This is a genomic window from Pollutimonas subterranea (assembly GCF_002849655.1).
In the GTDB taxonomy this organism is placed as follows: domain Bacteria; phylum Pseudomonadota; class Gammaproteobacteria; order Burkholderiales; family Burkholderiaceae_B; genus Pollutimonas; species Pollutimonas subterranea.
This window is the reverse complement of the sequence record NZ_PDNW01000037.1, coordinates 1-11790: the sequence shown is the minus strand read 5'-3', so window position 1 is coordinate 11790 and position 11790 is coordinate 1. Positions and strand designations below refer to the sequence as shown.

Here is an 11790-nt window from a genome sequence, read left to right as displayed (position 1 = left end):
TGGCTCTGGACTTACAACAACGAACGACCCAACATGGCACTGGGCGGCATCACTCCAAGACAGAAACTAGCCAGTAAATATTTAACTGATTCTACTGCCGCTCACTGCTGAAAATGGGGGGATTACCGAACAACTTCGCCAGTCAATAGACCGAGCATGGAAGGAAGAGGCCGGCGGCCAACTTGCTGGGCTGCATTCTCTTCGCGCCCTACTTCAACCAGAGCTCGGGCGCTTCAAAAGGTGAAATAGCTGTTAAAGAAGTAGCCATCTGCGGACGGATACGTTTGAAATACTATTCCAGTCGACGCAGTGCTGATCATGAAAGCCGTTTCGACGCTAAAAATCCGATAATCCGATTCGAAAATGCACGAGAGCTTTGACAGTAGCTCCGGAAAGTGCCCGACATGCTTCTAATCGGCGGAATAACGACCTGCCGACGCTTATACCTTTCCCCGAGAACGACAGCTTAGGGCTACATCGAATTCGCTTTACGGCCCCGCCCGTGCTTGTTTCAAGCCAACTTAATTATTTTGGCCCGGATGCAGTGATACCAAATACCTTCTCAGAATCACGCACGATCAGTCCCCCGGCGGTGACACAGGAAGCTGACTAGCATGGTCGGCAAACACAATCCAACCGGTGGGTTGGAATCGGGCGACGCTTTGAAAAATGGATGACCAAGAATTCCAATGGATCGTCGAACAAATAAATCGCTCGCCGAGAGGCCCGCGGTACCGGCGTATTTCATGTTCGCAAAAGCTGGCGCCAAGACGAATGCACCGTAGTCCTAGATGGTGGAGCAAGCACTTCTACTCTCGACTTGATGCCTGGCGGCGCCTGCTTACCAAGACGGGCAGGGATGGGTGCTTGAGCTGAACGCGTTGTCGATCCCTTTGATTTCGATAGCGAAGAAGAAAGATGCCTCCCCGGTCCGCACTGTCTTGGCTGCTGCTGTTCGTACCCAGCTCCTCAAGCCATTGCCGAAATTAATCATTAAATAGCTACAGCCGCTCGCGTCGAGCGCGTAAGACACGATTCTTGAGATCCTCCTAGCATTTTTCTATCGCGTGCTTCCCGTATGTCAGCATGACGAGGATGTGCCGAGGCATCAGTTCACATGACAAAAATGTAATGTACAGAAGATGCCGTTAGACATTCAAAACGCTTACCTCTATGGCATCATCAAAGCTTCAATGGCTGCGTTCCCCTCAAGCTTTTGGCTGCGGAGCAGCCTTGCCAACTCGCACTTGGGAGCATTGTTATCGTCATGACGCTAAAAAAACCTGAGCATCATCATCTCCACCACCATCATAACAATCACCACGATTTAATGGCGCCGATTACTGAATCGGAACTTACCGATCCTGTTTGCGGCATGCGTGTCACGGAAAGCTCGCCGCACCACGTCGAGCACGACGGGAAGCCGTTCTATTTCTGTAGTATGAAATGCATGGGAACGTTCAAAAGCGATCCAGAAAAATTCATCGCTCAAAAAAATAAAGATGAAATGGCTCTCCAAGAAGTAGCGATCGGCACAATTTATACCTGTCCGATGCACCCCGAGATTCGACAAGATCATCCAGGAAGCTGTCCAAAGTGTGGCATGGCGCTCGAGCCGCTGATGCCTAGCCTGGAGGACGACAACCCCGAGCTGAAGGATTTCACGCGCAGATTTTGGTGGACATTGCCATTCACCGTTATTGTCACCGTGTTGGCCATGTTCGGTCACCAGTTTGGCTGGTTCAGTATGGCCGCACAGACATGGATCGAACTCGTTTTATCAATACCTGTGGTGCTATGGGCCGGCCAGCCATTTTTCGTGCGCGGTTGGCAGTCGGTGGTCAACCGCAGCCCTAATATGTGGACGCTCATTGGTTTGGGTACAGCCGCTGCATTTATCTATAGCGTTGTCGCCACAGTGGCCCCAGGGGTTTTTCCCGAAACGTTCATGTCCATGGGTCGGATCTCCGTCTATTTTGAAGCCGCGGTGGTCATCATTTCGTTGACGCTTTTTGGTCAAATCCTAGAGCTTCGGGCTCGTTCGCAGACGTCGGCTGCCATCAAGTCGCTGCTTGGACTCGCGCCCAAAACTGCTCGCCGTATCAACGCGGATGGTACGGAGGAAGATGTGCCCCTGACGCATGTCCACGAAGGTGATCGCTTACGTGTTCGCCCTGGGGAGAAAGTACCTGTCGACGGGGTTGTGGAAGACGGCGCCAGCTCCCTGGATGAATCCATGCTCACAGGCGAACCGCTGCCGGTGAGCAAGCGCCCTGGCGACAAAGTGATCGGCGCGACCATGAATACATCTGGCTCGCTAGTGATTAGAGCTGAGAAGGTCGGCTCGGCCACGGTGCTCTCACAAATCGTCCAACTCGTCGCGCAAGCGCAGCGTTCTCGCGCGCCAATGCAACGTATGGCAGATCAAGTTGCGGCCTATTTCGTGATGGCGGTAGTGGCCATCGCCATCATCACACTGTTCGTTTGGGGACTGTTCGGCCCTCAACCGAGCTGGGTGTACGGCCTAATCAATGCTGTAGCCGTGCTGATCATCGCCTGCCCCTGCGCACTGGGCTTGGCCACGCCCATGTCCATCATGGTGGCAACCGGCCGAGGCGCTACGCAGGGCGTGCTCTTTCGTGACGCGGCCGCCATCGAGAATTTCCGCAAAGTCGATACGATCATTGTCGACAAGACCGGCACCCTGACGGAAGGCCGGCCCGCGTTCGAGCAAGCCATCCCCGCCGGCGATATGGACGCCAGCGAAGTGCTGCGCCTGGCGGCAAGCCTGGATCAAGGCAGTGAACATCCATTGGCGGACGCTATCGTCAACGCAGCACGCGAACAAGGCTTGGTCCTCAGTGCTGTCAACGATTTCGAGTCAGGTAGTGGTATTGGCGTGCGCGGCCAAGTCGAGGGTAAACGCCTTGCTTTGGGCAATACTGCCCTGATGGATCAAGAAAACGTTGACGTAACCGTAATGGCCGCCTCCGCTGAATCGTTGCGCACAAAGGGTGCGAGCGTCATGTATTTAGCGAAAGACGGACAATTGACAGGCTTGCTGGCCGTCTCCGATCCAATCAAGAAAAGTACGCCGGAAGCCGTGAAAGATCTCCAGGCGGCTGGAATCCGCGTCATCATGGCAACGGGCGACGGCGTTTCGACGGCTAAAGCGGTCGCACAACAATTGGGAATTGAGGAGGTGCATGGTGAGGTGAAGCCTGCGGACAAGCTGGACCTGGTCAGCAAACTCCAAGCGGAAGGCCGAGTTGTTGCGATGGCCGGCGACGGGATTAATGACGCCCCTGCCCTGGCCAAAGCCGATGTCGGAATTGCGATGGGTACCGGAACCGACGTGGCCATGAACAGCGCGCAGGTCACACTAGTCAAGGGCGACTTGCGCGGGATCTCAATTGCTCGCCACCTGTCAGAAGCAACAATCGCCAATATGAAGCAGAATCTGGGCTTCGCATTCGTGTACAACGCTCTTGGTGTGCCACTGGCTGCCGGAGTCTTGTATCCGTTTGTGGGTCTGTTGCTTTCACCCATGTTCGCCGCATTGGCGATGAGTTTGAGCTCGGCATCAGTCGTTTTCAACGCCCTTAGGCTTCGAAAATCCACCTGAAGTGCAACTCGTCGGGTGAGCCATTGGCACTTGAACCTAGCCAGTAGCCAAAGCTGACGTGATTTGAGAAATAGCAAATCTTTACGTAAAACAGGAGATCAGCCATGCGCCAATACCTTCGGTTTGCCGCCATGATCGCTACTTCAACGATCGTGATGTTCGGCCTTATGTATCTAAATACGTATGAGCTGGCCGACGTCTTTTTCAGTGAAACGCGCGTGTATATGGCATTCACGATGGGCGCCGCGATGGCAATCATCATGTTGGCCTTCATGCTCCATATGCACCGAAGGCGTCGCGTGAACAGTGCGATTTTTGTCGCCAGCGCGATAGTATTTGCGCTTGCTCTCTGGCTTGTGCGAAGTCAGTCACCCATTGAGGATGTTTCCTGGATGAAGGCGATGATTCCGCATCACTCCATCGCGATCTTGACCAGCGAACGGGCGACCCTCTCTGATCCTCGCGTTCGTGAACTGGCCGGTCAAATCATCGAGTCACAGCGCAGGGAAATCGAAGAAATGAAAGCGCTTATCGAGGATCTCGAGAAATAAATCCGCATCTGAGCCGCAAGTGAGCCTGAACGAAGTCACAGGAAAGGTTCTAAGCAACAATACTCATTGACTGTCTGGGTAACTGCACAGGATTGAATGCCGGAAACTTTGCATCAGCCGACGATGCGCTGACCCAGGTCTCCAGCGTCGTGCTGGCCTCAAGCGCTCTGGCAATCGCATTGGCGACTGTGATCACCCACTGCTCATCAATGCAAAGCGAAGTACGCAGGGTGCCGAAGGTAAATGGCTTGCTCAAGCGATCGCTCCATCGTTTCCAAGGACGATGCGGGAGGCGGTCATCGGTTAGCGCCGGCATTTGGTAGTCGACGCCCCATGAATGGCTCGCAGCGCATCCAAAGCCATCGAAATAGCTTTCTTGACAGCGCTTTGGTTCGAACTCAAATCTCGTTATTGAGGCGAGGATGGCACTTCAAGTTTATCGGCATACTTAATCATGATGTCGCCCATGGCACGCATCATCTCGCCATGCATCTGCATCATCACTTTGCTATTGGCGCCGCTGGCGGCACCCATCATAGGGCAACTGCCCATCATCCCCATCATGCCGCCGCCCATCATGCCGTGATCTTTCATCCTACCTGGCTTCATCTGGCCCATCTGGGTCGCGTCACCATTATGCATCATGCCTGGTTCAGCTTTCATGCCCGTGGATGTGCCATCGCCGCTGGGAGTCGCTGCTACTCCTGCACCGCTTACGCCCAACAAGAGCGCCGTAACGGGCGCAATAAATAGTCCTTTCATATTCATTTGTATCTCCTAAATTCCGAAAATTGACTTTTCATCACCGGCTTGAACTTGTGGTGCAAGAGAGATGTAGGCGTGGAGGTCTAGATGTCTTCCCGCGTCAGAGCAGAAAAGGCGTACCCGGCTATACCGTTGCTCATCTGTAGATTTTAGTCCCTGGAAAACGGTTTACCGTTGAAGTCCACCGTAACCAGATTGCCATCCAGCTCGCCCATGCCTGGCGCATTCAACGGCATGCCAGGTGCCGACACGCCCTTCACCGACGAGTCAGCGAGCAACTTGTTCACTGCATTGGCCGGCACATGCCCTTCTATGATCTGGCCGGTCGCGTCTACCACGCCGGTATGGCACGATCCAAGCTGCGATGGCACACCGAGTTTTTGCTTAATTGAAGCCATGTCGGCCGTCTTGATAGCCGTAACATCAAAGCCGGATTCCCGCATATGCTCGACCCACCCGGTGCAGCAGCCGCAATTGGGATCCTGATATACGGTAATGGCCGTGCCGGCAGCCTGTGCAAAGGATGATGCGGCAGCCAAGGCAGCCGCTGCTAGCCATAATTTCATGAAACCCGCTCCAGTGAAAATGTAAATTTTGAATGATTCATAGTATAGATAATGACCACACTCGGGCAGCTTAGTTCTGTCGTTGCAATGTGACTTCCTTCTGTGCCTCCAATACCTTGGGCGGCCACCTGCTCTTGATATAAGCCAGTACCGCAATGATCTCTTGGTCGCTGAGGATGTCCCGATACGCGGGCATGTCGCTAACATAGCCTGGAGGCGCGGTCTTCCCTGGAACCAGGCCGTTTTTCACCATATCGACCAACATCGCATCGGGATGGTGCCAGGTATGGCCGGTCTTGTCGTGCGGCGGCGCAGGCAGCCTGCCATTGGGCATGCGATCACGCCAGTTCGGCTGGCCTTGCAGGGACTCACCATGGCACGCGGCGCAATTGTTCGCATAGATCGCCTTGCCCTGCATCACAAGAGCCTGATCCGCAGGGTCGATGAATACCGGGCCGGATCCCCGTATGACGCTGAAAAGGATGGCGGCGGCACCGATGATGACGGCGCCGACTACCCCAAAGACCAATTTCTTCCGTGCCATTTTAATCCGCTAGATCAGCTAACTTTTACCTTGCCGACCATCCCGGCCTCCATGTGGCCCGGTATCAGGCAGGCAAAATCCACGGTGCCGGCCTGTTCGAACCGCCACACCAGGCCCCCGATCTTACCGGGGGCTAATGTAATCATATTCGGTTCCGCATGCTGCATCCCCGGCATCTTTTGCATTTCGGCTGCATGGGCCTTCAGATCGGCGATGGATCCGATCACCATTTCATGGGGAATTTTGCCCGTGTTCTTGATAAAGAAACGAACGGTCTCGCCTGCGCGGACCTGAATATCACCCGGCGTAAACCGCATGGTGTCGTCCATCGTCAGCTCGATGGTTCGAGTAACTTTAGCCGGATCGCCAGGCTGACCAGTTGGCGAAGGTGCATTCGACATGGTGGACATGTCGTGCCCAGGCATGCCATGCGCCGGTGCGCCATGCCCCCCGCCATGGTTGCCCGCAGCCAATGCGAGGGTCGGAAGAACGCTTAAAGCCAAAATAGAAAGGGTTTTTTTCATGTGAAGAGTCTCTTGGAGAGATTGTTTTAACAAGCAGCCGTTTCAAGCCGCCCATGTAAAAAGGTGAAAGGCGACATCAAAAGCGAAAGCTCAAACCGGCTACGAAGCGGGTTTCCTGTTTGGATTCGCCTTCTGCGCGCGCGTAATCCGCTGTTTTCCCGAATTTGCTGGACCACTCCACGCCCACGTAGGGAACAAACTGACGCGTGACTTCGTACTTAAGGCGCAAGCCCGCGGTGCCGTCTGTCAAGCCGCTGCCAATGCCCCAGCGCTCATCGTCCTTGCCATGAAAATTCACTTCTACGCTTGGCTGAAGGTAGAGCTTTTGAGTCAGCAAGATGTCGTATTCCGTCTTCAACCTTAGAGCGGTTCGCCCGCTAGCGCCGACATAGGCGGTGGCATCGACTTCAAACCAGTAAGGCGCAAGCCCTTTAACGCCAACCGCCAGCCACTCCCGGTTCGGCGCGCCTTGGCCATGGTCGAAGCGCACACCAAGTTCCGTATCCCAGAACGTTGAAACCGCATGGCGCCACAGCAGTTGCGTCTCAGACTCTTGCAGCTTGCCGCTCGCCACTTCGCCTTCGGCTTTGATCACGGCGCGGTTATAGGTGCTGCCGTACCACGCCTCGCCTTCATAGGCCGCCCATTCTTCCCCGCGCGCCCTGACGTACTCCAATCGGTCGACGTTGACGGAGCCGAAGTTATGCGTGTCCGACATCATTAGCGTGTCCGAAGGCGGCAGCGCATACTTGCCCGCATTACGCACGTAGCCATCGGAGTAGGCGTCGGGATCGCGGGCATCTGGCGGGGCTGAACCGCCCTGCATCTGCATATCGCCATGATCCATTTCGCCACCACCATGGTCCATGGCACCCATATTGGGGGCAGAGGCTGGCGCATTAGAGCTGGACTGACCGTGCGACATTCCCGGCATGGCGGAGGTGCTTTTGCTCGGGTCAGCCTGCTTCATGGGCATTCTCATGGCGTCATGCCCCTGAGCCGGCGCTTTCCCCGCACCATGGTCCATACCGGACATGTCCATCGAACTGTGATCCATACCCGGCATACCCATGGAGCCACGATCCTTATCGGACATGTTCATAGAGCCATGATTCATGCCTGAAGCCGTCGCCGGCGCGCTTGTCGTGGGCGGCGCCGAGGTATGGCCGGCGTGACCCGCATGCGCCTGCGCATAGGCAAACACGGGCATCGCCCCTACTGTTGCGATGGTTGCGGCAAGGAATTTCTTCTTCAATTGATTGTTCATGACCAGGATGCCTGACGTGTTGTTCGTTGTCTTCATGCCACCACCACTTCGCGAAACATGCCCATATCCATGTGCAACATCAGATGGCAATGCCATGCCCAGCGTCCAAGCGCATCGGCGGTGACAAGAAAACTGATACGCTGAGCCGGTTGCACGGGTATTGTGTGGCGCCGAGCCTGAAATTGGCCGTCCGGCGTTTCCAGTTCACTCCACATGCCGTGCAAATGCATGGGGTGCGTCATCATGGTGTCGTTATGCAAGATGACTCTGACGCGTTCGCCGTAACGGAAATGAACCGGGGTTGATTTTCCGAACTCGACACCATCGAACGACCAGGTATAGCGCTCCATATTGCCGGTTAGGTGCAGCTCGATTTCACGTTCTGCGCCGCGCGGATCCATCGCACCGCCTACGGTGTGCAAGTCCGAAAGCGTCAATACTCGGCGACCGTTATTACGCAGCCCGATGCCGGGGTCGTCCAGGTTGGTGCGCGGCATATCGACCCGCATATCGATGCTGGGCCCATACTCGGTCTTGGCGTGGCGTACCTGGGTGCTGGCGCCAGCCGCAGACATCGCGCTGTGGTCCATGCCAGCCATGCCTGTGTGATTCATGCCTTGCATGCTGCCGTGGTTCATCCCCGCCATAGAAGATTGGCCAGCTGCACCATGACTCATTCCTGCCATGCCACCGCCCATGGCACCCATCATGTCCGCCATGGTCAGCCATTCTGCCGGATCGAGCGCCGGCACTGGCGCTTCCAGCCCAGCACGCGTAGCCAGCGTGCCGCGGGCATATCCCGTACGGTCCATAGCTTGCGCAAAAACGGTATAGGTATCATCCTTGGGATCGACCAGCACATCATAGGTTTCCCCCGGGCCGAAGCGAAATTCGTCCACTGTTACCGGCTCTACGTTTACGCCATCCGCCTGCACCACGGTTAACTTAAGGCCGGGAATACGTATGTCGTAAAAGGTATTGGCTGCGCCATTAATGAAGCGAAGGCGGACGCGTTCGCCCGGGCGAAATAGCCCCGTCCAGTTGCCCGCTGGCGTCGTACCATTCATCAGATAGGTCAGTACGTTGGCCGACAGATCGGCCAAATCCGTGGGGCTCATGCGCATTTCATTCCACATTTTGCGCTTATCAATAGCGGCTTTCAGACCCATGCGCGAAGCATCCTGGAAGAAATCCACGGCCGTGGGCTGGTTGTAGTTGTAGTAGTCGCCCTGCATCTTGAGCTTGGCCAGGACCCGCATCGGGTCCTCGTCGGTCCAGTCAGACAATTGAACGACGTACTCGCGATCGGCCCGTATGGGATCAGCTGGCGCCGGATCGATAATGATTGCCCCATAGACACCCGTGGCTTCCTGCATGCCCGAGTGCGAGTGATACCAGTACGTGCCGCTTTGCTGCACTTTGAACCGATACGTGAACGTTTCGCCCGGCGGAATTCCCGCAAAACTAATCCCCGGCACACCATCCATCTGAAACGGCAGGATGATGCCATGCCAATGGATGGAGGTGGTTTCGTTCAGGCGGTTCTTGACGCGAATGGTGATCGTATCGCCTTGGCGCCAACGCAAGGTCGGTGCAGGTAACGAGCCATTGACCGTCGTCGCCATGCGAGGGCTGCCGGTAAAATTGACGGGCGATTCGCCTATTTCCAGATTGAATTCGGTTCCACTCAATACAGCCGCTGAGCCGGTACTTGTTCTTCCCGATTGCATTCCAGCCGCGCGGACAAAGGGCGACAGACCCAGCAGCACACCGCCGGCTGCAAGGCCTTGCACAAAACGGCGACGGGGTATGGCCGGGAGGGGAACGGCTAGCGTAGTTGGGCGTTTCACGAGTGCATATCCTGTTAATTATGTAGTTTCATCGCCTATGCTTGCAACTGGATTCCGAAACATTGAGCGATTATTCGCACTTTACCGAAGTGCATCTGTCGCACCCATGACCTGGAAATTACATTTTTGTAATGTGAGGGCGTTTCGTTCTGATCAGCGAGTTGCTTCACCGATGAGCTTCTATCCTTGGGCCAATCGGTAGCGTTAGACAAGGCCTGCTCCTAGCCAGCCGCTCACTTGAAGATAGCAATTCGCAGTTCGGGAAATCGCGCAGCTCGGCCACAATACTTCGCCTTGCGTCAACTCCTCCGCCAGCACGGGCAGGACTGTCAATAAGTGAATAGTGTTTCACCTTAACCGCTCATCATCCAGAACATCATGATGCCCATGAAAACGAGGGCTAAAATAGCGACCAGCCCAATTGCAGCTAGCGCCAGGACAACCATTCGTGTGAGTTTGGTTCCCATGATCTAGTCAAGCATCAAAGCGCTTATTGTGGTTTAGTAAATGTGGGTGGTCCTCAGCATTAGTCCCTTCCGGCATTGGCGCTTGTGCAGGTTTACTCTTTTTTGAACCGTTATCGCCGTGGCACGATTGCATGCCTTTCATCATGAAAAACATCATCAGCGGACAGATCAAGAAGAACAAGAACGGGCTTACTGCGGTAATCCACTCACGAGCGGCAGGCAACGCTGCATAAGCCGCAGCAATCAACACGGCCAGCCCAAGACCGGCTTTGAGCATCGTCTTCATATCACATTTCATTTTCGGCTCTCCTTGTACCTGCATTCGCTAGCGCTCCATGCATAAATCTAGCGATGAGCCTACTGTAAGGGTCCGTTGCTGTCAGATAGATTGCGTCGCCATTACATCTTTGTCATCTTTGACAAGGGGACGCCAGAAGCAAGAGATTGGTTGCCAGATGTACAAAGCGCTCGCATCCCTTCATCGGTACTACCTGCCTGAAGCAAAGCGTTTTTTATTTACAACGTCCGGCAAAAAGCATCGCATGCGTTGACATTGCCACTATGGGAATGTTTAACCTACAGTTATTCAGTTTGATGAGTAACTAAGAGAGGAAAACAATGATTCAGTTTGAAGTCAATGATATGACCTGTGGACACTGCGTGGGTGCTATCGCTGCGGCCGTCAAGGAGGTCGCGCCTGACGCTGTTGTTGCTATTGACTTGCCCCAGCACGTCGTACGCGTGGAAGGCGTTTGCGACGCAGGGGCGGTAGAACGGGCGATCCGCGAGGCGGGCTACAGTCCGTCGCGCAAAGCTTAAAGGGCCTGGTGCAGTGGTACACGCCGGCCCTGATTGTTCGTTTGCCATTTTATAGAGCAGCGGTTCTGTAGTGGGGGCCGCTCAGGCCATTTGCGCCATCCGCCTGCACTCTTCGGCACACTTGTCGCAAGCCTCGGCGCAACGCTGACAGTGATCCATTTGATGCTTGGCGCATTCATCTGCGCACGATTGGCAAACATCGGCGCACAGGCGACAAAGCGCTTGGGCGAATTCACTGCCCCTGGCCATATAACTGGCCGCCAAACGGCAAATTTGTGCGCAGTCCATATCCAACTTTATACAGCGCGCCATGCTTTTGACGTCTTGTTCCGCAAGGCATGAAACAGCGCAGTGATCGCACTCTGTAGCGCAGGCATAACAAGCGTCGATGCATGATTGAAAATTTTCATGAGGCATATTGATCTCCAACAAGGTTGAGGTGTGGTATCAGGTGGTCGGCTTTGCGAAGCCACCGGCTTTACCTCTAGCAATTCGAGTGCCGTAAGCGCAGCAGTTTGCCCCTAAATGGCGCCATCTTCGCGCGATCTGCGTTCTATACGCAACAACTCTGGACTCGCATTACAATTTTGTAATCCTGGCGTCATGTTGGTGTCAGCACTATCGCACTACAGTTCGGTAATCCGAAAATCAGGTTGGAGAGACCATTTTTTCTATAGCGCCCCCCCGGTGATTGTCAAGCTAGTTGTCGTTTGGGTAAGGGATTCATGCGGCCTGTTTTACTGTCTCAGATTGCCGTAGGCATGGCTTAGCCGGATTCTCGGGATTCAGATGGACAACGGCAATCCGGGACC

General features: G+C 54.8%; 12 protein-coding genes. 3 read left to right on the top strand and 9 right to left on the bottom strand.

All coding sequences use genetic code 11. From position 1 onward, the window contains the following. Positions 1-1330 precede the first annotated feature (1330 nt). Positions 1331-3625: a heavy metal translocating P-type ATPase gene (locus CR159_RS20890; protein WP_102075874.1), complete on the top strand. Its 2295-nt coding sequence runs from the start codon at positions 1331-1333 to the stop codon at positions 3623-3625. A 104-nt stretch (positions 3626-3729) separates the two neighbouring features. Continuing rightward, positions 3730-4176 (top strand): DUF305 domain-containing protein, encoded by a 447-nt coding sequence (locus tag CR159_RS20885; RefSeq protein ID WP_102075873.1) that lies wholly within the window; start codon positions 3730-3732, stop codon positions 4174-4176. A 49-nt stretch (positions 4177-4225) separates the two neighbouring features. Here CR159_RS20885 and CR159_RS20880 read toward each other — a convergent pair whose 3' ends face one another. The 8 genes from CR159_RS20880 to CR159_RS20845 all read right to left on the bottom strand — a co-directional run bounded on the left by CR159_RS20880 (position 4226) and on the right by CR159_RS20845 (position 10457). Beyond that, on the bottom strand, positions 4226-4432 hold the full coding sequence (locus CR159_RS20880) for a hypothetical protein (protein WP_143705498.1): 207 nt from the start codon (positions 4430-4432) through the stop codon (positions 4226-4228). 152 nt (positions 4433-4584) lie between these two features. Next, entirely contained in the window at positions 4585-4944 is a 360-nt protein-coding gene (locus CR159_RS20875) for a hypothetical protein (protein WP_102075871.1), read from the bottom strand. A gap of 146 nt (positions 4945-5090) precedes the next feature. Beyond that, positions 5091-5507 (bottom strand): DUF411 domain-containing protein, encoded by a 417-nt coding sequence (locus CR159_RS20870; protein WP_102075870.1) that lies wholly within the window; start codon positions 5505-5507, stop codon positions 5091-5093. A gap of 70 nt (positions 5508-5577) precedes the next feature. Next, positions 5578-6051, bottom strand: coding sequence for a c-type cytochrome (locus CR159_RS20865; RefSeq protein ID WP_143705497.1), 474 nt, complete (start codon positions 6049-6051; stop codon positions 5578-5580). A gap of 14 nt (positions 6052-6065) precedes the next feature. Beyond that, the gene (locus tag CR159_RS20860) at positions 6066-6575 is read right to left on the bottom strand and encodes a cupredoxin domain-containing protein (RefSeq protein WP_102075869.1); all 510 of its coding nucleotides are present in this window, start codon (positions 6573-6575) and stop codon (positions 6066-6068) included. A gap of 76 nt (positions 6576-6651) precedes the next feature. Continuing rightward, positions 6652-7878, bottom strand: a complete 1227-nt coding sequence (locus tag CR159_RS20855) for a copper resistance protein B (RefSeq protein ID WP_102075868.1) — start codon at positions 7876-7878, stop codon at positions 6652-6654. Next, a complete protein-coding gene (locus tag CR159_RS20850) occupies positions 7875-9692 on the bottom strand; it encodes a copper resistance system multicopper oxidase (protein ID WP_102075867.1) in 1818 nt (605 codons plus the stop codon). Before CR159_RS20850 ends, CR159_RS20855 begins: the two co-directional genes overlap by 4 nt. 474 nt (positions 9693-10166) lie before the next feature. Beyond that, on the bottom strand, positions 10167-10457 hold the full coding sequence (locus tag CR159_RS20845) for a DUF2933 domain-containing protein (RefSeq protein ID WP_158238585.1): 291 nt from the start codon (positions 10455-10457) through the stop codon (positions 10167-10169). Between the two features lie 320 nt (positions 10458-10777). On the opposite strand from CR159_RS20845, the gene CR159_RS20840 reads away from it, so the two are divergent. Continuing rightward, entirely contained in the window at positions 10778-10978 is a 201-nt protein-coding gene (locus tag CR159_RS20840; RefSeq protein WP_102075865.1) for a heavy-metal-associated domain-containing protein, read from the top strand. Positions 10979-11059: 81 nt separating this feature from the next. Here CR159_RS20840 and CR159_RS22375 read toward each other — a convergent pair whose 3' ends face one another. Further along, a complete protein-coding gene (locus CR159_RS22375) occupies positions 11060-11395 on the bottom strand; it encodes a four-helix bundle copper-binding protein (RefSeq protein ID WP_102075864.1) in 336 nt (111 codons plus the stop codon). Positions 11396-11790: the final 395 nt, after the last annotated feature.

Bases quoted from the DNA above. Each gene is read 5' to 3' on its own strand.
- CR159_RS20890 (WP_102075874.1), top strand. From the start codon at position 1,331: ATGGCGCCGATTACTGAATCGGAACTTACCGATCCTGTTTGCGGCATG.
- CR159_RS20885 (WP_102075873.1), top strand. From the start codon at position 3,730: ATGCGCCAATACCTTCGGTTTGCCGCCATGATCGCTACTTCAACGATC.
- CR159_RS20875 (WP_102075871.1), bottom strand. From the start codon at position 4,944: ATGAATATGAAAGGACTATTTATTGCGCCCGTTACGGCGCTCTTGTTG.
- CR159_RS20870 (WP_102075870.1), bottom strand. From the start codon at position 5,507: ATGAAATTATGGCTAGCAGCGGCTGCCTTGGCTGCCGCATCATCCTTT.
- CR159_RS20865 (WP_143705497.1), bottom strand. From the start codon at position 6,051: ATGGCACGGAAGAAATTGGTCTTTGGGGTAGTCGGCGCCGTCATCATC.
- CR159_RS20860 (WP_102075869.1), bottom strand. From the start codon at position 6,575: ATGAAAAAAACCCTTTCTATTTTGGCTTTAAGCGTTCTTCCGACCCTC.
- CR159_RS20855 (WP_102075868.1), bottom strand. From the start codon at position 7,878: ATGAAGACAACGAACAACACGTCAGGCATCCTGGTCATGAACAATCAA.
- CR159_RS20845 (WP_158238585.1), bottom strand. From the start codon at position 10,457: ATGAAATGTGATATGAAGACGATGCTCAAAGCCGGTCTTGGGCTGGCC.
- CR159_RS20840 (WP_102075865.1), top strand. From the start codon at position 10,778: ATGATTCAGTTTGAAGTCAATGATATGACCTGTGGACACTGCGTGGGT.
- CR159_RS22375 (WP_102075864.1), bottom strand. From the start codon at position 11,395: ATGCCTCATGAAAATTTTCAATCATGCATCGACGCTTGTTATGCCTGC.